The organism is Malikia sp. (assembly GCF_028687635.1).
Taxonomy (GTDB): domain Bacteria; phylum Pseudomonadota; class Gammaproteobacteria; order Burkholderiales; family Burkholderiaceae_C; genus Malikia.
The window spans coordinates 125,828-148,695 of record NZ_JAQTZS010000004.1 but is presented as its reverse complement, the minus strand read 5'-3'; the positions used below and the strand labels follow the sequence as shown (position 1 = coordinate 148,695).

At 63.2% G+C, this 22,868-nt stretch carries 23 protein-coding genes; 2 read left to right on the top strand and 21 right to left on the bottom strand.

What is annotated here, in order from left to right:
* Window positions 1-15: 15 nt before the first annotated feature.
* The 12 genes from PHR85_RS04525 to PHR85_RS04470 form a co-directional block, all read right to left on the bottom strand.
* Window positions 16-774: a hypothetical protein gene (locus PHR85_RS04525; RefSeq protein WP_300051007.1), complete on the bottom strand. Its 759-nt coding sequence runs from the start codon at window positions 772-774 to the stop codon at window positions 16-18.
* Window positions 731-1,162: a hypothetical protein gene (locus tag PHR85_RS04520; protein WP_300051004.1), complete on the bottom strand. Its 432-nt coding sequence runs from the start codon at window positions 1,160-1,162 to the stop codon at window positions 731-733. The genes PHR85_RS04525 and PHR85_RS04520 overlap by 44 nt, the downstream gene beginning before the upstream one ends.
* Window positions 1,162-3,390: a hypothetical protein gene (locus tag PHR85_RS04515; RefSeq protein ID WP_300051001.1), complete on the bottom strand. Its 2,229-nt coding sequence runs from the start codon at window positions 3,388-3,390 to the stop codon at window positions 1,162-1,164. The genes PHR85_RS04520 and PHR85_RS04515 overlap by 1 nt, the downstream gene beginning before the upstream one ends.
* A gap of 470 nt (window positions 3,391-3,860) precedes the next feature.
* Window positions 3,861-4,580, bottom strand: a complete 720-nt coding sequence (locus tag PHR85_RS04510) for a hypothetical protein (RefSeq protein ID WP_300050999.1) — start codon at window positions 4,578-4,580, stop codon at window positions 3,861-3,863.
* Complete coding sequence (locus PHR85_RS04505) at window positions 4,577-5,050, bottom strand: hypothetical protein (protein WP_300050997.1); 474 nt, start codon at window positions 5,048-5,050, stop codon at window positions 4,577-4,579. The genes PHR85_RS04510 and PHR85_RS04505 overlap by 4 nt, the downstream gene beginning before the upstream one ends.
* Window positions 5,034-5,660 (bottom strand): OST-HTH/LOTUS domain-containing protein, encoded by a 627-nt coding sequence (locus PHR85_RS04500; RefSeq protein WP_300050994.1) that lies wholly within the window; start codon window positions 5,658-5,660, stop codon window positions 5,034-5,036. The genes PHR85_RS04505 and PHR85_RS04500 overlap by 17 nt, the downstream gene beginning before the upstream one ends.
* Window positions 5,661-5,688: 28 nt before the next feature.
* On the bottom strand, window positions 5,689-6,192 hold the full coding sequence (locus tag PHR85_RS04495; protein ID WP_300050991.1) for a hypothetical protein: 504 nt from the start codon (window positions 6,190-6,192) through the stop codon (window positions 5,689-5,691).
* A 29-nt stretch (window positions 6,193-6,221) separates the two neighbouring features.
* The gene (locus PHR85_RS04490; protein WP_300050989.1) at window positions 6,222-6,653 is read right to left on the bottom strand and encodes a hypothetical protein; all 432 of its coding nucleotides are present in this window, start codon (window positions 6,651-6,653) and stop codon (window positions 6,222-6,224) included.
* 87 nt (window positions 6,654-6,740) lie between these two features.
* Window positions 6,741-8,987: a dynamin family protein gene (locus tag PHR85_RS04485; RefSeq protein WP_300050986.1), complete on the bottom strand. Its 2,247-nt coding sequence runs from the start codon at window positions 8,985-8,987 to the stop codon at window positions 6,741-6,743.
* Window positions 8,988-8,997: 10 nt separating this feature from the next.
* Complete coding sequence (locus PHR85_RS04480; protein WP_300050983.1) at window positions 8,998-11,310, bottom strand: dynamin family protein; 2,313 nt, start codon at window positions 11,308-11,310, stop codon at window positions 8,998-9,000.
* Between the two features lie 32 nt (window positions 11,311-11,342).
* On the bottom strand, window positions 11,343-12,239 hold the full coding sequence (locus PHR85_RS04475) for a WYL domain-containing protein (RefSeq protein WP_300050980.1): 897 nt from the start codon (window positions 12,237-12,239) through the stop codon (window positions 11,343-11,345).
* An 86-nt stretch (window positions 12,240-12,325) separates the two neighbouring features.
* On the bottom strand, window positions 12,326-12,976 hold the full coding sequence (locus tag PHR85_RS04470; protein ID WP_300050977.1) for a hypothetical protein: 651 nt from the start codon (window positions 12,974-12,976) through the stop codon (window positions 12,326-12,328).
* Between the two features lie 185 nt (window positions 12,977-13,161).
* Between PHR85_RS04470 and PHR85_RS04465 the strand changes: the two genes are divergently transcribed.
* Together PHR85_RS04465 and PHR85_RS04460 are read left to right on the top strand one after the other, a co-directional pair.
* A complete protein-coding gene (locus tag PHR85_RS04465) occupies window positions 13,162-13,626 on the top strand; it encodes a helix-turn-helix domain-containing protein (RefSeq protein WP_300050974.1) in 465 nt (154 codons plus the stop codon).
* Window positions 13,627-13,628: 2 nt separating this feature from the next.
* Window positions 13,629-14,201 (top strand): PIN domain-containing protein, encoded by a 573-nt coding sequence (locus PHR85_RS04460; protein ID WP_300050971.1) that lies wholly within the window; start codon window positions 13,629-13,631, stop codon window positions 14,199-14,201.
* Window positions 14,202-14,238: 37 nt separating this feature from the next.
* Here the strand turns inward: PHR85_RS04460 and PHR85_RS04455 are convergent, their stop codons facing one another.
* From PHR85_RS04455 to hfq, 9 genes are all read right to left on the bottom strand, one after another.
* Complete coding sequence (locus PHR85_RS04455; RefSeq protein ID WP_300050968.1) at window positions 14,239-14,559, bottom strand: hypothetical protein; 321 nt, start codon at window positions 14,557-14,559, stop codon at window positions 14,239-14,241.
* Between the two features lie 61 nt (window positions 14,560-14,620).
* Entirely contained in the window at window positions 14,621-15,802 is a 1,182-nt protein-coding gene (locus PHR85_RS04450; protein ID WP_300050965.1) for a PLP-dependent transferase, read from the bottom strand.
* Window positions 15,803-15,806: 4 nt separating this feature from the next.
* Window positions 15,807-16,337: a phosphoribosyltransferase gene (locus PHR85_RS04445; protein ID WP_300050963.1), complete on the bottom strand. Its 531-nt coding sequence runs from the start codon at window positions 16,335-16,337 to the stop codon at window positions 15,807-15,809.
* 87 nt (window positions 16,338-16,424) lie between these two features.
* A complete protein-coding gene (locus PHR85_RS04440; protein WP_300050961.1) occupies window positions 16,425-17,813 on the bottom strand; it encodes an adenylosuccinate synthase in 1,389 nt (462 codons plus the stop codon).
* 27 nt (window positions 17,814-17,840) lie between these two features.
* Complete coding sequence (locus tag PHR85_RS04435; protein ID WP_300050958.1) at window positions 17,841-19,001, bottom strand: ATP phosphoribosyltransferase regulatory subunit; 1,161 nt, start codon at window positions 18,999-19,001, stop codon at window positions 17,841-17,843.
* A 70-nt stretch (window positions 19,002-19,071) separates the two neighbouring features.
* On the bottom strand, window positions 19,072-19,968 hold the full coding sequence (gene hflC / locus PHR85_RS04430; RefSeq protein ID WP_300050955.1) for a protease modulator HflC: 897 nt from the start codon (window positions 19,966-19,968) through the stop codon (window positions 19,072-19,074).
* 20 nt (window positions 19,969-19,988) lie between these two features.
* Window positions 19,989-21,326 carry an FtsH protease activity modulator HflK gene (gene hflK / locus PHR85_RS04425; RefSeq protein WP_300050952.1) on the bottom strand — a complete coding sequence of 446 codons (1,338 nt, stop codon included), beginning with the start codon at window positions 21,324-21,326 and terminating at the stop codon, window positions 19,989-19,991.
* 28 nt (window positions 21,327-21,354) lie between these two features.
* A complete protein-coding gene (hflX, locus tag PHR85_RS04420; RefSeq protein WP_300050949.1) occupies window positions 21,355-22,539 on the bottom strand; it encodes a GTPase HflX in 1,185 nt (394 codons plus the stop codon).
* A gap of 6 nt (window positions 22,540-22,545) precedes the next feature.
* Window positions 22,546-22,812, bottom strand: coding sequence for an RNA chaperone Hfq (gene hfq, locus PHR85_RS04415; protein WP_300050946.1), 267 nt, complete (start codon window positions 22,810-22,812; stop codon window positions 22,546-22,548).
* Window positions 22,813-22,868: the final 56 nt, after the last annotated feature.

Sequence of the window (22,868 nt, the reverse complement as noted above, 5' to 3'; positions counted from 1 at the left end):
GAGATCAAGATAAATTCAGCCGCACAACACATCAAACAATTGACGAGCATTCCAGACAATGCGCTCGGTGGCGGCAGGCCAACCGTTTCGACTCAAGACCGCCAGTTTTTCGGTATTCAGGCAGTCCACCAGAAATTCAATGAATTCAGAACGAAGTCGATTCTGATTCATCTCACCCTGGCGCCACTCATCACCCGCCTGCACCAAGGCGATAAGAGCCGAGAGTTCACGACGACAATCCTGATAGGCCGGGCTGTTGCCCGACAGCAAAAGCGGAATCAGCAACAGATGATGGTTCTTGGCCCCCCAGTACAGAGGATTGCGCTCCCGGTCGTCAATCTGCACCGCTGAGACGGTTTCAGCGATCAAGTGGGCGGCCTCGCCGGCCACGGTTGCCGGCACGGCAGCGCCAATGTTCTGCACCGCCTCCCAGAACAAGGGTTGGGCGCGCAACAGGTTATGCCGATAAAGCGGCCCTTGCTCATCCACCGCGTCGTCGAGGATGCGCGCGTAAAGGTGGATGCGAGCGCAATCCCTCAGCAAGCCACCCGTGCGATCGGTGATGTCTGCTCCGAGCCAGGGCTCGGCCAACAGGCAGATGAAGGCCGGCGAATGCTCGGCCACCGCCTCCAGGCGTCGGGCAGCGGTCTGGGAAATTTCGCTTTCATCCGGCTGGTGGATACGCTCGACGTCGGCGCGCAACAGCTGCCGCAGATCGGCGATCAATGCCTCATCCACGACGGCGCCCTGAACTAAATAGCGTTTTCTTGACAACAGTTCTTGAAACTGGCTCCTTGATTTTCATAGTCTCGTCCGGGACCGAACTCTTTACTTTCTCAACCATTTTTTCGAAATGCAGCGGGTAAGTCAAAAACCCAGCAATTTTTTCCTTTTCCAGACTCAGCTGGTGCCTTTCTTGTGCAATCTCTGCCTTTTCCTTCAGTAGATCAGACTGCAGCGCAGCGATTTCAGACATCGCTTTCAGGTGCACCACCGTCATCGCCAGGTTTTTCAGGTAGGCATCGACATGCCTGCCGATGGCGTGACCCATGAATTCCTGCAGGCGGGCGTCCGTTTCGGGGCTCCAGGTTTCAGACGATGGAAGCTTGGGTTTCATCGCAAGGGTTTTTGACTTTTTTCTGTACTTCATGGTGTTTGCCATCACTGCCCCAGATTCAAGGTCATCGCGTTGTCGCTGTCACCCTGCTCGGCCGCGTCGAGCGAGGCTGCGGTGCACAGTTCAATCGTGGTCGGCCCCGTGACACGGGCAAATACCTTGTTGCCCTGCGGCGAACCTGGGAAGTCCAGTCGCTGCTTGTACAGACCGGGATCACCTTGCCGCATCTCGCTGCTGTGTGCGTGAGGCGACTGGGTGTGATACAGATTGAAGACGCCTTCGCTGGGAACGCCGATCTCGTGCCACTGCCCGTAGACGCTGCCCTGGGCGATGCCGACCTGGAACTTCCCCTGCCGGATGCGCCCGACGTAATGGGCAAACGGGGCGTCGTCCGCGCTGCTGTCCATCGCGCGATTGATCACCTTGACCGGACTGCCCGGGCAGAGCCGCAGCAGACCCAAGGCGACGCCGGTCTTGGCGGTTGGAGTGAAGGGATTGTCAGCATCGACTGGTAACGGCGTATGCACGATCAACACGGGCAAACCGCCAGCAAACAGTTCGCTGGCATGGCGCAGGATGCGCTCCTGCAGCGGCACCAGCTCACTGTCGTTACAGTAGTCGTCATCCAAAGCCCCAAAGGCAGTCAACACCCAGTCCGAACGACTCGCGTTGCCGGCCAGCAAGACGTGGACCGGCTTGGATAACTGACCGCCGGAAGCCTTTCTGAGCGCCGCCAGGAAGTTGCGAACGCCCTGCTCGATGCGCTGCTCCAGATAGGCTGTCAACTCATCCAACGGGATCTCAAGCTGGCAAGGAATCTTCTTGCCCTCGCGGTCGAGCAGATCCTGCGACACCATGCCGGTGGAACTCTCCAGTCGCCCCTGCTCCAGCAGGGGACGCAGCACGGCCATCAACATCACGGTGTTGGTGGAGGCGGCCTGGGTCTGCTCCAGGAACATTTCGGAACCCGCGAAATCGTCGGCATCCAGCGGGCGGGTGAAGACGATCTTGTGCTGACGGCAGAGGTCGAGGTTGTGGCGGAACACCCGGTATGCCAGGTTCTCCAGCAGGTTCTCGCCGCCGAGGAACTTGTCGCCGGCCGCGCCGAAATGCTCGAACACCTCTTCCTTGCCTTCGTCCTCCTCCTCGGCCGTGGGCAGCCGGTACAAGCCGAAATCGAAGTCGGTGGTGCCGCCCCCGAAATCGAACACCGCGTAGGCAACGCCATCAGCGGTCGGGTAAATTCCCAGGCAGGGCATGGCGCTGGCAGCGTAGGCCGCGGGCTCGGAGGCGCGCTCCTCGACCGTGAACTGCTGGAACACGGACTGACCGACCAGCGTCGCCGGCAAGCTGCGCTGCAGACCGCGACGGAACGAAGCCAATATCTTGTCCTTGACCTCGCGCGGATAGGCCACCGGAAAAGTCATGTAGTAGCGCGGGAAGATACCGCGACCGCGCCAGTTGATGTTCAGTCCCAGGAACCAGGCGTAGAGCTCGATCGGATCGAACGGGTCCTGCTCGCTCACGGTCAGGGCCTGACCGCGAACCGGGTTGCGCAGCGTCAGCGCTGCCAGTTCGTGCTCGACGGCGGGCTCGCTGCGGTCGGTCAGGCGCAGGCGGCTGGACTCGGCCTCGCGCAAGGCCCAGTGCTTGATCTTGGCCAGCACGCTGGCGACCACGCGCGGCTCGCCCTTGTTGTCACGAAAGTTCTGCAGCGCGGCGTGGGAACAGCGCACCTGGTCCCAGGACACGCCGGGGCGGTACGCCTCGCTGCGCCAGATGTCGAGCATGCCCTTGAAATCGAGGAATTCGAGCACGGTCGGGTTTTCGTAGTGCTCGGGGCGGTCCTGCTCCCAATAGTTGGCGACACCGATGCGCAGCAATTTGTGCTGATCGTTGTCGTCATAGGCCACCACGGTGCTGCTGGTGCCGAAGTCGATCGCCACGTTGCAGTCGCGCAGGTCGAGCGCCGGATTGCGCGTGCGCAGGCCCTGTTGCGCCAGCAAATCGGCCTCCATGCCCCAGAACTCCCACAGCCCCTTGTTGGGGTCGGTGAACTGCGATGCATCCAGCCTGGGCAGGCGGGCTGACAGGTAATCGACGTCCTGGTAAACGAGTTGTAGATCATTCAAATAGTTCAGCTCGCGCAGCGCCTGCAGCAGATCGGGCGCATCGGCCACATCGCAGGCGCGCAGCGACCAGGACCGCTCGATGGCGATCTGGATCACCTGATGCGAGTCGGCATCGGCCAGGAAATCGTTGCAGGCCAGCACGCGCCCACCAATACTAACATCATTAAGACCTAAATTATCCAGATCAATACTATTACTGGAAGTGCACCAAAAATCACACCCCAGCAATCTATAATGACGCCCCGACTTCAATGGATTGCTAGCCTGCTGAGTGAAGTCGATGATCTCCTTATTCAAAGGAAGTCGCCAACCTGAGGTGCCACCGATCTGGATTTGAGCCACCTGTTTCTTGGCATTCGGAACACTAATAAGAACACCCGTGTCGGGGTTCCCATCCCACAAGAGCCGGCTGCTGCTGTCATAGAGCATTACCCGCACAGCGGATGAATCACCAATCCACCAAAATCTTTTCTGTCCGAGCCAATTGGCAAGCGATTTTTTCAACTCACCTTGATAATGACGCACCACCGAAGCCGAGACAGCACTGGACATATTATTGAGACTCATTTTTATTCTTGATGAATTAGATTGATTTTTTATTGGCAAGAAATTCAAGTCCTGACCAGCGGCTTCTTCTGCAACTGGCCGGCGGCATTCAGCAGGCCAGGCAGCCATTCGGCGCTCACGGTGTCGCCACGGACGGTGCCGCGATCGTGCTGGCGCGGCTCGTAGTCCGCGCCCGGCAACGCTTGCTGCAGGCAAGCCTGCCGGCCCTGCCAGATCAGGTTGTGCAGCGCCAGACAGCGCTTGAGAATCTGGCGTTCGGTCATGCTGGCCGGCCGCTGCTCCTGCTTGCAGCGCGCGGCGAACCGATCCCACAGCAACAGGACCTGCTCCCATTGCGACGCCACGGCGATCAGCCTGACCAACTGGCGCGCGGCTGTCTCGTCGGGCTGGCCCAGCCAGGCGGCGCACAGCGCTTCATCGGCCTGCACCCAGGCCAACAACTCAAGCTCGGGACTCAGTTCCTCGCGCCAGCTGTCCCTGGCTGGCGGTACAGCCGGCTCGGCCGGCAAGCGGTAGGCAAGCCTCGGCGGCTCGACGACGCTGACCTGCGTTTCTGAGGGGCAAAAGCTCTCTTCTTCAGTGCAGTCCGGCTCGTCCGGTTCGGTCACCGCCTCGGCCGGCTGATCGACCATCTGCAGGATGGCTTGTCGGATCTCTCCGTCATGCCGAAGCAGCAACAGCAGATCGCTGCGATCCAGCCGCTCGGAGAAAAAAGATCCGACTTGCTGCAACTTTTCCAGCCGTGACTGTTCCTTGTCGTTCATGTGCTCTCCAGCAACGCACGCATCTCGGCGCGCACGGTCAATTGATAGGGCAGCTGGCGGCAGAAGGCGATCAGGCTGGCGCGCTCCTGCTCGGGCAGTTGCAGGAAACGCTTTTTCATTGCTGCAACAATGGCTGCACCAGGTTCAGGATAAGGCGAAGGGATGACAGGCACATCAAGAAAACCCGCGAGCTGCGCGAGCTCGTCGGGTCGAACTGTGCCCCAGAAATTTCGGTAAATGACCGGCAGGAACACCAGCAGGGATTCCATCGCTGGTCGATCCAGCCTGACCAGCTGATCACGCAGCTCCCGGTTTTCCCGCCGCAGTTGCCGGATCTCGTCGACACCGACCCTTTGCTCCAATGCCACGGTGCGCTCGGCCAGCAGGTCGAGGTAGCGGTAGATGACATTGGATTGACTGGAGGAATTCATGAAATTTTCAATTTCCATAAAATCACAGGTACTTGCCACAATTCCTGCAGAAATGTGGTTTCAAGGTACTACTTGAAATCATCACATTTCTACTTCCACAGTGTTTGCATGAAGCACCAGTCCTGTATTTCATGAGTCTGGCATCCAGCTCACGTATCTCGGTATTCATCTTTATTTCATTGGCGCGGCTCTGCGCCAGCTCATCCTGGATACCGGCCAGGCGGCGGTCGATGGCGCCGAAGCGCTGCTGCGTCCGCGCCGATGACTCAGCCAGGCTGGCGAGGTAGCGCTCCAGCAGCCCGCCATCGACCAGGCCGGGATCAAGGACAGGCGGCATCCGGGCCGACTCGGGTCGGAATGGCTGCTGCCGATGCGCTGGCCGCGGGGGTCCCCGACGGATGGAGACGTAGTAGCGGGGCGGATCGACCTCCTGGTCCTTCCTGATGTGGAGCAGTTCAGGGAACTCGCCGCGCAGCAGGTAGAGTAGTTTCTCGTGACCGTAGGCCTGGTGCGTAAAACCGGGTTCGAGTTCGCGCAACAGCTTTCCGAACGGCGCGAGGTCGATCGGCGACTCGAAGCCTTGGCTGTGAGCGCGCTCGAACGCCGCATGGATCAGGTCGCGCAGGAATTTTCTTTGCGCAGGGGTCATGATCGGGGATGCATCAGAAAATATCAAGTCAACTGATTCTCATGCGCCCGATAACGATATTAGGACCATATAAATTTTCCCCACTGTTAAACAACTTATCAACAAGTATGCCATCGCCAGGCGACCCAATAGCACCACACTCAGCATCAAGACTTCCAGGCAAGCAGAGAATTGCAACCACCTGCCCTTCCTTTATACGATCACCCACCTCAAATTTCCATTTTAAATACCCACCATAAAAATCTCCTTCAATATCCACCCTGCTACCTTTCACGCCACCGCGCTCAATTTTCAGTGATTCGCCTCTGCCCAGCTGCTGCTGGATAATGGGCACTATCCCTCCATGCCCATATGTTTCTTTATTGACTTGGCGCGAGAGGTCTCTCAGTTTCAAAAATTCATCCTGAAACAGATCCAGGCGTTTCTCGCATGCCTCCAAACGGGAGGCAAGCTGTGCCGTGTTTTCAGCCAGGCGACTCAAATAGAGGTCCAGGACACTGCCATCCACCAGCAGCTGGTCAAGAAACTTCATTTTGCTTTCCATTCAGCAGATTTTTCATTTTATCTATTTTCAATATAGCCAACAACGATATTTACCCCATACAAATTGGTACTATCAGGAAACGATTTATCAATAAACACTCCATCAGCAGGAGCAGAAATCGATCCGTATTCAACAACCATGTTTTTTGACATGCAGCAAACCGCGACAACCTGCCCTTTTTTCACGATATCACCCACCTTGGCCTTCCACTTCAAATAGTCATTGTAGAAATTGGCTTCGATCGGCACCTTCCTGCCAGTTCTCGCGGCGGAACTACTGCGGGAGGAATCCGGCGCTTTTTTCCCTGAATCGAGCTGCTTCTGGATCGCGGCAAGGCGCTGCTCGCACGTCTCCAGCCGAGAAAGCACCTGTGCTGTGTTTTCAGCCAGGCGACTCAGGTAGCGGTCCAGGATGCTGCCATCCACCAGCAGCGGGTCAAGAAGCTTCATCGGGGGTAATCTCGCGAATCGATAGAAACAGAACCGGTCCGGATCGCCGACGGCGACCCAGAGCCGGTGAATGGCGGAGCCAGCGCCTCAGTGGAGCGCTGCCAGGGTGCGCTCGATGGCCGTGGCCTCGTCACGCAACTGCGCCAGCAGCGCGCGCTTGTCGGCCGAGCTGGCCTGGGCCTGGGCGTCGAGCCGCCCGATGTCCTGCAGCCGCTCGTCGATCAGCGCAGCGACGCGATCCTCCCAGTGGCTCTTGACTCGGGCATGCAGCAGCTCGGTCATCGCGGCGCTCTGGCGGTCGAAGCCGCGCAGCCATTGCGAGACGGCGCGCTCGGCACCGTGCCGGATCTGGTTCTGACGCTGTTGCTGCAGCTGCTTCTGCGCGTCGCGCTGCTTCTGCTCGGCCTGCGCCTTGAGGCGGACGAGCTCGGCCTGCAGCCGCTGCTGCTCCTTGCGGCTCTGCTCCAGCGCCCAGCCGGTCAGCTGCTTTTCATTGGCGATGTCCTCGTTGCGCGCCAGCGTGCGGCGCAGCGCCTGGCTCTGCTTCTCCAGCTCGGCGAGTGCGGCATCGCGTGCCGCCACGGCTTCGGGATCGACGACTTCGACATCGACCGGACCACCGAACATCCCACCGATGCGCTCGCCCCAGTAGCCGAGCGAAAGCATTTCCAGCATGCCTAGCTTGTTCGTCAGTTGATGAGGAATTGTTGAGGCCTTGTCTATCGGCCGACCCTGGACCACTTCCAGGCCAGTGCCGAACATGGCTCCGACCTTTGCAGTGTCGACCACGACGTTGACCATTTTGGCCCCCTTACCCACGATCGCCGCCGCCTTGGCACCTACCGCTGCCGGATTGACAAACATCAGACCAATGTCGCCGATTTCACCCACCATACGACCGATCGAAGCGCCATTGCCCTCCTTGACGCGCTGCGTCACGGTCGGCAGCGGCTGGGCGGCGATGGCGTTCTTCTGCTGCAGCAGTTCGCGCAGTGCCTGCTCGCTCTCGCTCATGTCGGCCACATTCATCGCGGCGAGCTTTTGCTCGGTCACGGCGAACTGCTCCTGCTGCTCGACGATCTGCTGCTCCAGCTGGCTCAGCTTGCCGAAATCGAGGAAGTCGTCAGCAGTCACCGTCTCGGGTTCGGGCAGGCGCAGATTGAACTCCGCGACCTCGGCCTCGGGCAGTTGCAGCGCGCCGTAGTTCGACGACAGGCCGCTCAAGGTCTGTGCCAGCCTGGAGGTGGCGGTGCGCAGCAGTTCGCTGCCCTGCTGGCCGAAGGTATTCCAGCCAGATTCGCCGGTGAGCTGCTCAGCCTGCGCGTCAAGCCGCGCCTTGAACTGCTGGCGCTCGGCCTGCACCGAGGCGCTGGCTTGCTGCTCGATGCGCTGGCGGTCCTGCTGCTGCTCGGCCTGCTGGGCGGACTTGAATTCGGCCAGCTTGTGCTTGCGCTGCAGCAGTTCCTGGTGCAGGGCTTGCGCCTGGGCTTCCGAATCGACCTGGCAGCTGCGCTGCTGCTCGGCATTGAACCCGAGCGCATTTTGCAGAATGGGCTTGAGCTCGGCCTGGAAGCGGCGCAGGCGTATGCCGTCCAGATCGGTACGAGCGCGCTGCACGAAGTCGATGATCTCGTCGCGGCCGAGCCCGTCGCGGTGGCAAGGTGCCAGCCGCGCGCGCAACCCGCTCGCCTGCTCGATCTGGGCCGCCCACTGCTCCAATGAGGGCATCTTCTCGCCTCGGGCAACCGAAGTCTCGACCTCGTCCCAGCGCGCGACCATGAGCTTGACGCGCTTGCCGGCTTGCTGGATCAGCGCCAGCGTCTCGGTGTCCGATTTCGACGGCCCGCTTGGCGTCAGCAGATAAAGCACGACGTCGGCCTGGCGTATCTGTGCCAGCGTGTACTCGCGGTGCGTCTGCGACACGCTGCCCAGCCCTGGCAGATCGATGATCGACACGCCTTCTAGCCAGGACAAGGGCAGCGCCAGCATCGCGCAGGCGGCGCCTTCGGGGGCCTGGGTCGTGGCTGCTGCGAAGCCGGCTTCGTCCAGCGGACGGCTGCTGCCGTCCTGGCCGACCAGCAGCATCTCGCGCTCGGCGCCGTATTCGATGAAGGTCGGCAGCGCGGTCGTCTCCTCCAGCGCGGTCTGCAACAACGGCTCCTGCAACAGCATGTTGAGCAGGCTGCTCTTGCCGACCGAGAAACCACCGACCAGGATCAGGCGCAGCGGCCGGTCGGCCTGCATTGTCTCGGCGGCCAGCGCGGCGACCGGCTCTTGCCAGGCGGGCGGCAGCGCGGACTGGATTTCGGCGAAAAAGTTGTGGGCTTGAGTCATGGGGCAGCTTTCAGGCGTTCAGGGCGTTCTGGGTCAGCACCAGCAGGTCGGCGACTTCCTTGCGCGCCTGCTGCAGGCGGACGCGGCGCTGCGCGATCTGGGCTTCGCCCTGGCTCAGCAACTGCTGCAGTTCCTCGCGCTTGGCGCGCTTGGCGTTGAGCGGTTCGAGGTACTGCTCCTCGACGCAGGCTTGCAGGGCCTGCAACTGGTCGGCAAACACCTGCTCGATCAATTTTGCAGCATGGTTCTGCAGGTACTGGATGCGCTGGTCGAGCTGGCCGGCGGTGTTCCTGATCAGGCGCTGGGTGATTTCCCGCACCAGATCACCCTCGGCGGCCTTGGCCTGCTGCTCGGCCTGCATCTTCTTGTGCCCGGCGTCGGCGACCTCGCGCTCGTACTTTTTCTGAGCCCTTTCCAGCGACAGGCGCTGCCCGGTCTTGCGTTCTTCCTCCTTGAGGATCTGGGCCAAACGAGCCTCTTTGTCTAGGAGGTCGGCTTTTATTTCTTTTTTCTCATTTTGATAAATTTCAACATTATTGAAATCATAGTACGTTTTATCTTCATATTCATCACGCCCCCACGGCCCGCCATCCTTGACCTTCTCTTTGCCACGGCCGACAACAACGGGAGCCGGCTGTCCGCCCAGACCCTCAAACATGCGTTCCGCGCGGCGGAGCGCCTGACGGGCATCATTGATCTTCTCTTGGCTGGCAGCGTATTTCGACTGCTCGCTTTCGAGCTCCTCGATCTGCTCTTGATGCGCGGCGATTTCCTGCTCCAGCGCCCTGGCCTGCTGGTGATACTGCTCGATCGCGCTGAAATCGGTCTTGAAGCTGATGTCGAGCGACGGCAGCTCGACGTCCATCCGGCCCAGCTCGCCCTTGATCTGGCCGGCGTGATTTTCCATCTGCTTGCGGTAGTTGGCGCTCAGGCCGTCAAGCACTTTGGTCATTTCCTGCTTTTTCGCATTCCAGGCCTGGTTGACCCGCTGCGACACCGACTGAAACTGCTGGTGCAGGTCCTCGGGCAGGCCGATATTCTTGACGCGCTTGTCGATCTGGCGCTGCACATAACGGATATCGACCTTATTCTCGATATCGGTCTTGAGCTCGGCCAGAGGTGTGACCAGCTCACGCCTGACGGTTTCGACCAGCGCACGAGCGTTGTTTTCATGCTCGCTGCGAGACTCCAGTGCAACCCTCTCAGCATCTTGCTTGAGCAACTTGATGTCCTGGTCGAACGCGGTCAGGTCGCGCGCGCGCTCTTGCAGCGTCTTGTCCGAGTCGAGCTGCTGCAACTCGTCGTCCAGGCTGTCGGCGAGCTGGCGCTGGATATTCGAGAGCTGCTGCAATGGCTTGCCATAAATCTGTTCGGTTGCCTCGCCATTCGACAGCATCTCGGCGATACGATGCGACAGTATGTCGATGCCTGACTGCGCCTGCTTGTCGGGGTCACCGCTCATGGCCCAGTGGGCGCTGACCGGAATCAGATGATCGGAATTGGTCAGCAGCGCGAGCTCTTCCTGATCCTGGACATGCCTCTCGAAGTTCTGCTTGACGATGTCGAGCTTTTCCTCGATGCGCTGCTCCAGCGGCTTGCGGCGGTCGCGCGCGTCTTCCGGCGCCAGCACCTTATCCCACCAGCCGATCACGGTGATGAACTTGCGGAAGTTGTTGCGTAGCGTGTCAGTCAGGAATTCCCATTCGGTCGCCGCACCGCCGAGCTGGGTCGTGTTCTGCACCCAGAGCGCGATATGTGCCTCGGCGATCGCCTTGCGCGTGATCGCCTCGTGGTGTTCCATCACCGCCTGCAGGCCGGGCGTATCGACCAGCACCAGACCCTTGGCCAGCAAGGGGTGGCCCATGAAGGCCTCGATGTAGTCGATCGTCTTGCGCGCGTCGGCATGGCTTTCATCGAGCTCGGTGCCCCAGCGCTCCAGCGTCGCGTCATCGGTCCACAGCACTTCCTGCGGCTTGCGGCCGTCCTGGAAATGGATGCGGATGAAGCGCTCACTGCGATCGGACGGCAGCATGCGGATGAAGGTGTTGATCGCGGTGGTTGCCTCCAGCGAGGTCGGCAGCAGCTCGATGCCCAGCAGCGCGTTGACCAGGCTGGACTTGCCGCGCGAGAACTCGCCCAGCACTACCAGCCGGATCGAGTCGGAGTTCAACGCATCGAGTAGCTCAGAAAATCTGGCATGCGAAGTCTTGAGCTCGGCGCTACCGAACTCGTCGAACAGCTGCTGCGTGCGAGCAAGAAAATCCTTGGCGGTCTGGATCTTTTGCTGACGGGATTCAAGGGTCTGGTTGAGAATGTCGGTCATTTTTATATTGATTTCAGTTATTAACGGGGAATTTAATGCTTCAGATAGTCTGAAACTTCCTGCTCCATCTCCGCCTGCAGTCCCTCCGGACTGATGATGCGGACATGCGGAATCCAGTAGCGCACGATCGGCAGGATCTGGTTCGGGTGAGCGACCTTGGCTGACACGATCAGGCCACCGTCCTCGAGGTCTTTCTCGATCACCTGATTGGCGATCAGCTGGCGGCGCTTGAAGTAGCCGGCCACCGCCTTGGCAACCTTGAGGACGACTTCCTTTTTCTCCTGGCCCAGCCAGATGCCATCCTCCTGTTGCAGGCGGGGTTCGATGGTGGGATCGGGCTCGAAGACGGTGTCCGACACGCGCAGCCGCTCGATCTTGCTGAAGCTGAAGGACTTGAGCTTGTCGCCGTCCTGGGCCGCGAGGTACCAGATGCCCTTGTGGTTCAGTAGCTTGTAGGGCTGCACCCCGGCGTAGGGCTTGAGCCCCTCGGGCTTGCGGTAGTCGAAGCCGACCCGATGCCGGTCGCGAATCGCCTGCTTGAGTTGCTGGAAGTCGGACTCGCGCCCGCTGAGGTCTTCGTAATGGTGGCCCTTGACCAGCAGCGAACTCTGGATGCGACTGTCAAAGATGTCGCGCAGGAAGTCCGACGACAGCCGAGGAAACAGGCCCTGCACGCCCGCCAGGGACGCAAAGCGCTCGATGTCCTTGCCGCTGATCTGGCCCAGCACGGCCGGGTCGAGGGCATAGCGCCCGTCGCTCTTTTGCAGCGGCAGGTAGGACAGGCGCTCGTTGAGGTCGCGCTGTATGGTGCGCAGGTTGACGCCGAACTCGTCCGCCAGGGCCTGGGGGTCAAGCCGTTCCCCCTGGTTGAGCTTGAGCAGCATCCGGGACAGCCGGACCACCAGGGTATCGTGTGAGGTTGGATGCATTAATGACTGCAATGGCAAATTCTGCAACCATCTTACGAAAGATGAACGACAGCTGATGTCGTTTTCGCGGAATTCGTGAACTTTTTTCAGAACCGCGAGTCTTCGGAAGTCGAGACGGCCTCGATCTCCGCCGGGGGGCCGTAGCGGGAGATGATCTGCTCCACCCCTTGCGCATCGACCAGCCACAGCCACTTGCTGAAGCGGCCCGGGTCCAGCGCCCAGTCAAGGCCTTGCACGATGCCGTACTCCCCCGAGTTCTTCAGGTGTTCCACGGTTCCCTGGGCCGGGGCGGCAAACTCGGGGCTGAGCTGGCTGCAGTCGAACAGGACCAGCATGCCGGAGAAACGGTCACGGGTCTGGTCGAGCAAGCTCAGGTTCTCGTTGAGCTGTTTCCTGCCCTTCCTGATGCTGGCCGGTGACGTGCTGGCCTTGACTTCCAGCAACATCGAGCCCTGGTCGAGCTTGAAGATCCCGTCCGTTTCCTTGTACTTGCGGGCGTAGTGGCCGTAGACCGTCAGTTCCTCCCAGGAAATGATGTTGCGGCGGTCCTGCTCATGCTGCTGCGCGATGATGCGGCAGGCCACCTGCTCGGCCCATGCGGTGACATGGCGGCGGGTATCCGCCTCCCTCTCGCCCGACTCGATGCGCCGGAGGGTCGCGTGGTAGGCACAGCGCTCCCGGTAGGAGCGGTTGTCCTTCGAGGACAGGCGGACGTTTCTGATTCTGAGCTTGGACATGGAGGGCTTCCGTGATGAATCCTGCAACCATGTTACGAAAGGCGAACGACAGGTGATGTCGTTTTCACGGAGGTCGCCAGATTTTTTCCAGGCAAGCCCCCGCAGGGAAACTTGATTGAGTTGGCCCTCAATGCACGTGTTTCATATATTTCGAATATTCGTTTATTTCGATTAAAATCCCTCCTATGACCAAACTCTCACCCACCCATTCCTTGCCAACGGCCGAAGAGGTTGCCATCGCCCGCGAGAGCGGCCGTGCCCTGTCTGCCTACCTGCAGACCCGTGCCGAAACCCAGCAGATCGAGATCTTCGACGACAAAGGTGCGGCCCACCCGGTCCGCGTCCCGGTATCGGCATTGCGCTTGCTCGTGGATGTCCTGACCGAAATCGGTGAGGGCAACGCGGTCAGTATCATCCCGATCCATGCCGAACTGACCACCCAGGACGCAGCGGATGTGCTCAACGTCTCGCGTCCCTTCCTAGTGCAGTTGCTGGAGCGCGGCGAGATTCCGTTCCACAAGATCGGCACGCACCGCCGTGTCCGCTATCAGGACGTGATGGCGTACAAGGCGCGAATCGACGCTGAGCGCAGCAAGGCCCTGGATGCGCTGGCCGAGCAAGCCCAGGAGCTCAACATGGGGTACGAATAAAAATGAGTTCGAACTTCACCGTCATCTATGACGCGTGCGTGCTCTACCCGGCACCGCTGCGCGACTTGCTGATGCGCCTGGCACTGACCGATCTGTACCGGGCGCGTTGGACGGACATGATCCACGACGAGTGGACGCGCAACGTGCTGAAGCAAAGGCCAGATCTGAAGGCCGAAGACCTGCAGCGGACGCGGTCGTTGATGAACTCGCATGTGCGAGACAGCCTTGTGACCGGTTTCAAGCATCTGATCCCGTCCGTCGAGCTACCGGACGCTGACGACCGCCATGTGGTTGCCGCCGCCATTCACGGCGGCGCCAACCTGATCGTCACCTTCAACTTGAAGGATTTTCCGCCGGACCAGCTCAAGCGCTACAACCTGGCCGCCCAGCATCCGGACGACTTCATCTTTGATCTGCTGGATCTGCACGCGGCCCGAGTGTGCGAGACGGCGGCCAATCACCGGCGGTCGCTGAAGAAGCCGCCCAAGACGGCGGACGAATACCTGGACACCTTGCTCAAGCAGGGGCTGACGCAGACTGTTGGTCTATTGCGGGAGTGGAAGGTCGCGCTCTGAGGAACACGGTACTCCGAGAAAAGCTCGGCCCTGAGCCTCAAATGAGCCAGAAGGTCGAGTGGATCAACCACTGGTAGCCATGGCCCGTCGCGACCACGACGGCGCTGAGCAGCAGCACGAACAGCAAGAGCCTAGCGGCGCTGCGGCCCAGCGGGGTCTTGCCAGACACATCGCCCGCCGACGCCGGCAATACCCGGTTCACCAGCCAGCGGATGCCCAGCAGCACCAGGATCAGGTCGACCAGCAGCGCGACCGGTATGCCCACCACGGAGGCGATGCCAACCGCGTTGATGCCGATGACCAAGGTCCACAGCAGCAGCTTGTTGCCCAGCAGGTCGGACAGAAATTTGGCAGTCATGGCGTGGTGTTCCTCTCGCAGGATGAGGCCGCTTGCGCGCGGCGGGACGATGACTGAATTCTCAGGCGTTCAGCACGCGCAAGGCTTGTGCCAGATCGGCGCGCAGGTCTTCCACCGCTTCGAGCCCGACCGCGAAGCGCACCGGCCCATGGGCGTGTGGCCAGTCGCGCCCGCACATCTCGGCCCTTTCATAGGGCACGCACAGGCTGACCGGACCGGCCCAGCTGTAGCCGAGCCGGAACAGCCTGAGCGCATCACAGAAGGCCACCACGCGCTCGGGCGCCAGGCCATCGTCGAACACCACCGTGAACAGGCTGGCCGCGCCGCTCGCGTCGCGCTGCCAGGTTTCGTGCCCGGGCGAACCCGGCAGCGCCGGATGCAGCACCCGCTGGACGCCGGCCTGCGACTGCATCCAGCCGGCCAGCTCGCGCGCGGCGGCATCCTGCGCGGCATAGCGCAGCGCGATCGAGGGCAGGCCGCGCAGCACCAGTTCGGCATCGTTGGCGCCCACGCCCAGGCCCAGCCGCATGTGGGTCAGCAGCAGCTCGCGGTGCAGCGCCGGGTCGCGCGTGACGACGGAGCCCATCAGCACATCGGCGCCACCGCTGGGGTATTTGGTCAGCGCCTGCAGCACGACATCGGCGCCCAGGTCGAAGCCACGGAACGCCACGCCCGCGCCCCAGGTGTTGTCGAGCACGCTCACGATCGGACGCGCCCGGCCCGGATTGGCGGCGCGCACCAGGGCTGTCAGCGCCGGCAGATCCGGAAATTCGAGCGTCACCGAACCGGCCGCCTCCAGCCAGACCAGCCGGGTCTTGTCGCTGATGCGGGCGGCCAGGTCGGCCGGGTCCATCGGGTCGTAGTAGCGCGCCCGGACGCCCCAGCCCGCCAGCTCGACCGAGGCGAAGGACTTGTTGGGTCCGTAGGCGTTGTGCGGGATCAGCAGCTCGTCGCCAGCGCGCAGCAAGGCCATGTCCACCAGCGCGATCGCGGCCAGCCCGCTGGGCGCCAGCACGCAGTGCGTGCCGCCTTCTAGGGTTGCGATGCGCTCCTCCAGCGTGAAGGTGGTCGGCGTGCCGTGCAGGCCGTAGGTGTAGGCCGACTTGTCCTTCCAGTCGCGCGAGCGCAGCGCCGCCACGCTGGGAAAGAACACGGTCGAGGCCTTGTGCACGCCCACGGCTGGGGCGTCGAAATCGGCCGGCGCGCGGTAGCCGTGATGGATCAGGCGGGTAATCGAGTCCATGCGCTCAGGATTTCGGCTGCTGCCTGGCCAGCAGGTCCTGGGGTCGCAGGCTGTCATAAGCCTCGAAGGGCTGGTGGATCCAGGGATTGGTCGGCAGGAACTCGACCGAATAGTCGGGCTGCAACACCGAGCAGGCCTTGGTCCAGATCACCGCGCTGCGCAGCTCGGTGATGGGCGGGTAGTCGTTGCGCAGCTGGTCAATCACGGCGCGCAGGGTGTGGCCCGAGTCGGCCAGGTCATCGACCAGCAGCACGCGGCCGGCGATCTCGCCCTTGGGGGTCGTGATGTAGCGCGCGATGTCGAGCCGGCCCCGCACCGTGCCGGCCTCGGCCCGGTAGGAGCTGGTCGACATGATGGCCAGCGGCTTGTCGAAGATGCGCGACAGGACATCGCCCGGGCGCAGGCCGCCGCGCGCCAGACACAGGATGGTGTCGAATTCCCAGCCGGACCGATGGACCTGGAGCGCCAGTTTCTCGATCAGGCCGTGGTATTCATCGTAGGACACATACAGGTGCTTGCCATCTTCACTCAACATGTCGGCTCCGCTTCTGCTGTTTCTTCGTTGCTTGGTCAATCCCGGAACGAATGCGAAAAAGCGGCCTCGGGGCCGCTTTCTCATTCATCAGGCTGCGTAGGGGTGCTGCAGCAGGATGGTGTGGTCCCGGTCCGGGCTGGTCGAGACGACGTGAACCGGCACGCCGGTGACTTCCTCGATCCGCTTGAGGTAGGCCTGGGCGTTGGCCGGCAGGTCCTGGTGGCGGGTCACGCCGACCGACGAATCGGTCCAGCCCGGCAGCGTCTCGTAGATCGGCTTGCAGCGCGAGATCTCGTCGGCGCCCATCGGCAGCAGGTCGATCTGCTCACCGTCGAGCTCGTAGCCGACGCAGAGCTTGAGCTCGGTCAGGCCGTCGAGCACGTCGAGCTTGGTGATGCACAGGCCCGACAGGCCGTTGACCTGGGCCGAGCGCTTGAGCAGCGCGGCGTCGAACCAGCCGCAGCGGCGCGAGCGGCCGGTGGTGGTGCCGCGCTCGGCGCCGATGCTGGCCATGTGGTAGCCCGGCGTGCCTTCCTTTTCCCATTCGAGTTCGGTCGGGAACGGGCCGCCACCGACGCGGGTGCAATAGGCCTTGGTGATGCCGAGCACGTAATGCAGCAGGCCAGGGCCGACGCCGGCACCGGCGGCGGCGTTGCCGGCCACGCAGTTGCTCGAGGTCACGAACGGGTAGGTGCCGTGGTCGACGTCGAGCAAGGTGCCCTGCGCGCCTTCGAACAGCAGGTTGGCGCCGGCCTTGTGGGCGTCGTTCAACTCGCGCGAGACATCGGCCATCATCGGCTTGATCTGCTCGGCCTGCGCCATCGCCTGGGCGAACACCGGCTCGAACTGGATCCGGCCGTCAACGATGAAGGGCGCCAGCGCGGCGTCCCACTGCATCTCGGCGCTGCCCAGATAGGTGGTCAGCGCGTGGTTGTGCAGGTCGAGCAGCTCGCGCAGCTTGGTCGCGAAACGCTCGGGGTGCTTCAGGTCCTGCACGCGCAGCGCGCGGCGGGCGATCTTGTCCTCGTAGGCCGGGCCGATGCCACGGCCGGTGGTACCGATCTTCTCGGTGCCGGCGCGGGTCTTGGCGGCTTCGCGCGCGATGTCGAGCGCGGCATGGAACGGCAGGATCAGCGGGCAGGCCTCGCTGATGCGCAGGCGCGAGCGGACCTCGACGCCGGCCTTCTCCAGGCCTTCGATCTCTTCGAGCAGCTTGGTGACCGACAGCACCACGCCGTTGCCGATGTAGCACTTGACCTCGGGGCGCATGATGCCGCTCGGAATCAGGTGCAGCGCGGTCTTGACGCCGTTGATCACCAGCGTGTGGCCGGCGTTGTGGCCGCCCTGGAAGCGCACCACGCCCTTGGCGGTCTCGGTCAGCCAGTCGACCAGCTTACCCTTGCCCTCGTCGCCCCACTGGGTACCGACGACCACGACGTTGCGCCCAGGCTGGGCCTTGAAATTGTTTTCGCTCATACAAATACCGATTTCATCTTTACGGAGTCAGGCTGCCAGGGGCTGCACCACCCACGCGCCGTCTTGCGCGACGAGCGCGCGGTTGCAGTGGAACTCGTCCACCTCATGTTCATGGCCCGGCAGCACGCAGACCACGGTTTCGCCGGCCGCTCGCAGACCGGCAATGGCGGCGCGCAGGCCGGATTCCGAGCCCCAGGGAGCGCGGATCGCGGCTTGCAGCGCCGGTGCGGCGGCGGCCGATACCAGTTCCTTCAGGTCCAGGCTGAAGCCGACGGCCGGACGCTTGCGCCCGAAGACGCCACCGACCTCGTCGTAGCGACCCCCGCGCACCAGCTCCTGCAGGCGACCGACCGGGCCACCAAACAGCGAGAAGCGCACGCCGGTGTAATAGGCATAGCCGCGCAGGTCGGCCAGGTCGAAGGACAGGTTGGCGCCCGCGAGCTGAGCCGCCAGCCAGCGCAGGTCGCCCAGCGCACGCTCCAGCAAGGCGCTCGGGCGCAGGCGACGGGCCGCCTCGTCGAGGACTTCCGGGCCGCCATAGAGCTCGGGCAGGGCCAGCAGGCTGTCGCGCACCTCGGCCGGCAGCTCGCGGCTCAAGGTGGCCAGCTCGGCGCTGTTCTTGGCCGCCAGCGCGGCGTGGATGCGACCGACGGCGGCCGGCTCCAGCGCCAGGCCGGCCAGCAGCGAGTCGACGATGCGCACATCGCCCAGGTCCACGGTCTGCTGCTGGAGCCCGGCGGCGGACAGGCAGGCTTGCGCCAGCTCGATCACTTCCAGATCGGCCTCCAGGCCGGCGTGGCCGTAGATCTCGGCGCCGAGCTGCAGCGGCTCGCGGGTACCGAAGGGCCGGTCGACGCGGGCGTGCAGGACCGGTCCGCAATAGCAGAGCCGGGTCAGGCCCTGGCGGTTCAGCAGGTGCGCGTCGATGCGCGCGACCTGCGGCGTCGTGTCGGCGCGCAGACCCAGGCTGCGTCCCGACAGCTGGTCGACCAGCTTGAAGGTCTGCAGGTCGAGGGCCTCGCCGGTGCCGGTGAGCAGGGAATCCAGGTGCTCGATCATCGGAGGGATGACGAGCTCGTAACCGTAGGCGCGCGCGGTGTCGAGCAACGCCCGGCGCAAGTCTTCGATATGCCGGGCCTCGGAGGGCAGGACGTCGGCGATTTGATCCGGCAGTAGCCAGGCGGACATGGGGGGTATCGGAGGCTGTTAAAAAAGAGATTTTACCGGGTGCGCGGACGCACCCGGCAGGCGGAACCCATCAGCGTGCCGAATTGGCCGCTCCGCTGGAGCGCATGGCCTTGAAGAATTCGCTCGACGGGTCGAGCACCAGCATGTCGGACTTGTCGGCGAAGCTGGACTTGTAGGCTTCCAGGCTGCGGTAGAACTGGGCAAAAGCCGGGTCCTTGCCGAAGGACTGGGCATAGATCCGGGACGCCTCGGCATCGCCCTCGCCCTTGATCTTCTGCGCATCGCGAAAGGCCTGGGCCACCAGCACTTCGCGCTGGCGGTCGGCGTCGGCGCGGATCTTCTCGCCGTCGGCCGAGCCGGTCGAGCGCAGCTCGTTGGCCACGCGCTTGCGCTCGGCCTCCATCCGGTCGTAGACCGACTTGGTGATGGTCTCGGCGTAGTCGACCCGGGTGACACGGACATCGACCACGTCCATGCCCCAGGGCTTGTCGGCGCCACGCACGGCCGCCAGCACCTCGCGCTTGACATCGGCCATCAGCTGCTCGCGCTGGCTCGACAGCAGCTCCTTGACGGTGCGCTTGTTGACTTCCTGCTGGAAGCTGTTGCGCACCACGCGCTTGAGCTGGTCGGTGCCAGCGCGCTCGTCGAGGCCGACGTTGCGGATATAGGCCTGCGGGTCGGAGATGCGCCAGCGCACATACCAGTCGATCACGACGCGCTGCTTCTCGGCCGTCAGCGTCGGCTCGGTGTCGCTGCTCTTGAGCGTGAGCAGGCGCTTGTCGACGTAGGAGACGTTCTGGAACGGGGGCGGCAGCTTGACATGCAGGCCCGGCTCGGTGATGACGCTCTTGATCTGGCCCAGCGCGTAGACCACGCCGAACTGGCGCTGGTCGACCACGAAGAGCATCGAGCTGGCCAGCGCCAGCGCGACCAGCAAGGAGGCAAGGATGAATCCGATTCTGTTCATGTGGGGTTCCTCACAGCCGTTCAGCGGACATCGCGCTCACGCGAGCGCTCGCTGTCGCGGCTGCGCGAGGCGGACGCGGCGGAGCCGGCAGCCGACGGACTGGCTGCCGCCGAGTTCGGGGTCGGTGCGGTCGCAGCGGGAGCCGCGGCAGCGGACTCGCCGGGCTTGCTCAGCTGCATGACCTTGTCCAGCGGCAGGTAGAGCATGTTGGAGCCCTGCCTGGTATCGACCAGCACCTTGCTCACGTTGCCATAGACCTGCTGCATCGTGTCCAGATACATGCGCTCGCGCGTGACCTGCGGGGCCTTGGCGTATTCGGCCTGCACCAGGCGGAAGCGCTGGGCATCACCCTCGGCCTGCGCCACGATGCGGGCCTTGTAGCCCTCGGCTTCCTCGAACAGGCGCGAGGCCGTGCCCTTGGCGCGCGGCACCACCTCGTTGGCGTAGGCTTCGGCCTCGTTCTTCGAGCGCTCGCGCTCCTGGCCGGCCTTGAGCACGTCGTCAAAGGCGGCCTGCACTTCCAGCGGCGGACGCACGCCACCTTGCTGCAGGTTGATGCCGACGACCTCGATGCCGATCTCGTAGCGGTCCAGGATGGCTTGCATCAGGGTACGCACGCGCGGTCCGATCTGGTCGCGCTCCTCGGCCAGGGCCGCATCCATCTTCATCTTGCCCACCACCTCGCGCACGGCGGTCTCGGCGGCCTTGCGCACCGCGTCCTCGGGGTCGCGGCTGTTGAACAGGAAGGCGCGCGCGTCGCTCAGCCGGTACTGGACCGCGAACTTGATCTCGACGATGTTCTCGTCCTCGGTCAGCATCGCCGACTCGCGCAGGCCGGTGGCGCGCATGACGGCGTCGCCACCGACATCGACCGAACGGATCTGGGTCGCGTTGACGGTCTCGTGGCGCTGGATCGGATACGGCAGGCGCCAGTTGAAACCCGCGCCCACGGTGCCGTGGTAGCGGCCGAACTGCGTGATGACGGCCTGCTGACCTTCCTGCACGATGAAGAAACCGGTGCCGAGCCAGACCAGCACCAGCGCGCCGCCAATCAAGCCGAAGCCGATGCCCGTGCCCTTGGGGCCGGGCTTGAAGCCCGGCAACTGGCCGCCGGTCTTGCCGCCGTCGCCCCCACCGAACAGGCCGGAGAGCTTGCGACTGAAGTCCTGCCAGAGCTCATCGAGGTCGGGCGGCCCCTGGTTGGAACCGCCGGGACGCTTGGGGCGCTGCTCGCCACCCGCATCACCGGCATCGGGCTTGCCCTCTTCACCGCGACCCCAGCGGGGGTCGTTGAGGTTGAACATGCCCCTGAGCCGGTCCCAGCGGACGGCGCGCAGGCTCAACAGATTGAAGTTCATGTAGAAATTTGCTTGCGATGGATGGAGGCTATTGTGCCGAATCCGCTGCGTCGGCGTCGCCTTCGGGGAACTCGGCCGGCTTGACGCCGAAGCGGGCCTGCACCCGCTGGGCCAGCAGGCCGCGCAACTCGTCCAGGCCGTCGCCGGTGTGCGCGCTCAGGAAGATGCGCGGCACGCCCTCGCCTTCGAGCTCGAACACGTCGACGCGCTGGCGCGGCTGGCGCTCGGGCTCGATCGCGTCAAGCTTGTTGAAGACCAGGATCTGCGGCAGGTCATCGGCGCCGATCTCGCGCAGCACGCGCATGACTTCGGCGATCTGCTCGGGGTGATCGGGGTTGGACGCATCGACCACATGCAGCAGCAAGTCGGCGTCGCGCGCCTCCTGCAGCGTGGCGGCGAAGGCCTCGACCAGGCCGTGCGGCAGGTCGCGGATGAAGCCCACCGTGTCGGACAGCGACACCGTGCGGCCGACCTCGCCCAGGTAGAGCTGTCTTGTGGTGGTGTCGAGCGTCGCGAACAGCTGGTCGGCCGCGTAGGCGCGCGCCTTGACCAGCGCGTTGAAGATCGAGGACTTGCCGGCGTTGGTGTAGCCGACCAGCGAGATGGTGAAGGTCTCGCGCCGCTCGCGCTGGCGCCGTTGCGTGCTGCGCTGGCGCTTGACCTTTTCGAGCCGCTCGCGGGTGCGCTTGATCGAGTCGCCGATCATGCGGCGGTCGAGCTCGATCTGGGTCTCGCCCGGGCCGCCACGCATGCCGATGCCGCCGCTCTGGCGCTCGAGGTGGGACCAGCGCCGCACCAGGCGGGTGCTGAGGTATTGCAGCCGGGCCAGCTCGACTTGCAGCTTGCCCTCGTGGCTGCGCGCGCGCTGGGCGAAGATTTCGAGGATCAGCAGGGTGCGGTCGTTGACCGGCAGGCCCAGGTAGCGTTCGAGGTTGCGCTGCTGCGACGGGCTGAGCGCCTGGTCGAACAGGACTTCGGTGGCGCCATGTCCCAGCGCCAGCGCCTTGATCTCGTCGGCCTTGCCGGAGCCGATGAACAGGGACGGATCGGGCGCGCGGCGCTTGCAGCTCACCCGGTCGACCACACGGTAGCCGGCGGTCTCGGCGAGCTGGGCCAGCTCCTCGAGCTCGGCATCGAAATGAGGAAACCCCAGGTCAACACCGACGAGCACGACGCCCGGCAGCTCGGACTGGGGTTTTTTATGGTCGTTCAAGAGCGATCAGACAGCCGCAGCTTCAGACGGGGCGGCGTTGAACTGGACCGGACGGCCCGGAACGATGGTCGAGATGGCGTGCTTGTAAACCATCTGGGTGACGGTGTTGCGCAGCAGGACGACGTACTGGTCGAAGGACTCGATCTGGCCTTGCAACTTGATCCCGTTGACCAGGTAGATCGACACCGGCACGTGTTCGCGGCGCAGCTGGTTCAGGAAGGGATCTTGCAAGAGTTGGCCTTTGTTGTTGCTCACGATATGCTCCGTGTTCAAGAGAGTTTAGGGAAGGTGACCATACCACAGCCGACCGGGTTCGGCCGACCGTGGCG

What these genes read in the sequence shown, in the direction of transcription:
- PHR85_RS04520 (WP_300051004.1), bottom strand. Translation starts at nt 1,162, where the DNA reads ATGGCAAACACCATGAAGTACAGAAAAAAGTCAAAAACCCTTGCGATG.
- PHR85_RS04510 (WP_300050999.1), bottom strand. Translation starts at nt 4,580, where the DNA reads ATGAACGACAAGGAACAGTCACGGCTGGAAAAGTTGCAGCAAGTCGGA.
- PHR85_RS04500 (WP_300050994.1), bottom strand. Translation starts at nt 5,660, where the DNA reads ATGACCCCTGCGCAAAGAAAATTCCTGCGCGACCTGATCCATGCGGCG.
- PHR85_RS04495 (WP_300050991.1), bottom strand. Translation starts at nt 6,192, where the DNA reads ATGAAGTTTCTTGACCAGCTGCTGGTGGATGGCAGTGTCCTGGACCTC.
- PHR85_RS04490 (WP_300050989.1), bottom strand. Translation starts at nt 6,653, where the DNA reads ATGAAGCTTCTTGACCCGCTGCTGGTGGATGGCAGCATCCTGGACCGC.
- PHR85_RS04485 (WP_300050986.1), bottom strand. Translation starts at nt 8,987, where the DNA reads ATGACTCAAGCCCACAACTTTTTCGCCGAAATCCAGTCCGCGCTGCCG.
- PHR85_RS04480 (WP_300050983.1), bottom strand. Translation starts at nt 11,310, where the DNA reads ATGACCGACATTCTCAACCAGACCCTTGAATCCCGTCAGCAAAAGATC.
- PHR85_RS04475 (WP_300050980.1), bottom strand. Translation starts at nt 12,239, where the DNA reads ATGCATCCAACCTCACACGATACCCTGGTGGTCCGGCTGTCCCGGATG.
- PHR85_RS04470 (WP_300050977.1), bottom strand. Translation starts at nt 12,976, where the DNA reads ATGTCCAAGCTCAGAATCAGAAACGTCCGCCTGTCCTCGAAGGACAAC.
- PHR85_RS04465 (WP_300050974.1), top strand. Translation starts at nt 13,162, where the DNA reads ATGACCAAACTCTCACCCACCCATTCCTTGCCAACGGCCGAAGAGGTT.
- PHR85_RS04460 (WP_300050971.1), top strand. Translation starts at nt 13,629, where the DNA reads ATGAGTTCGAACTTCACCGTCATCTATGACGCGTGCGTGCTCTACCCG.
- PHR85_RS04455 (WP_300050968.1), bottom strand. Translation starts at nt 14,559, where the DNA reads ATGACTGCCAAATTTCTGTCCGACCTGCTGGGCAACAAGCTGCTGCTG.
- PHR85_RS04450 (WP_300050965.1), bottom strand. Translation starts at nt 15,802, where the DNA reads ATGGACTCGATTACCCGCCTGATCCATCACGGCTACCGCGCGCCGGCC.
- PHR85_RS04445 (WP_300050963.1), bottom strand. Translation starts at nt 16,337, where the DNA reads ATGTTGAGTGAAGATGGCAAGCACCTGTATGTGTCCTACGATGAATAC.
- PHR85_RS04440 (WP_300050961.1), bottom strand. Translation starts at nt 17,813, where the DNA reads ATGAGCGAAAACAATTTCAAGGCCCAGCCTGGGCGCAACGTCGTGGTC.
- PHR85_RS04435 (WP_300050958.1), bottom strand. Translation starts at nt 19,001, where the DNA reads ATGTCCGCCTGGCTACTGCCGGATCAAATCGCCGACGTCCTGCCCTCC.
- hflC (WP_300050955.1), bottom strand. Translation starts at nt 19,968, where the DNA reads ATGAACAGAATCGGATTCATCCTTGCCTCCTTGCTGGTCGCGCTGGCG.
- hflK (WP_300050952.1), bottom strand. Translation starts at nt 21,326, where the DNA reads ATGAACTTCAATCTGTTGAGCCTGCGCGCCGTCCGCTGGGACCGGCTC.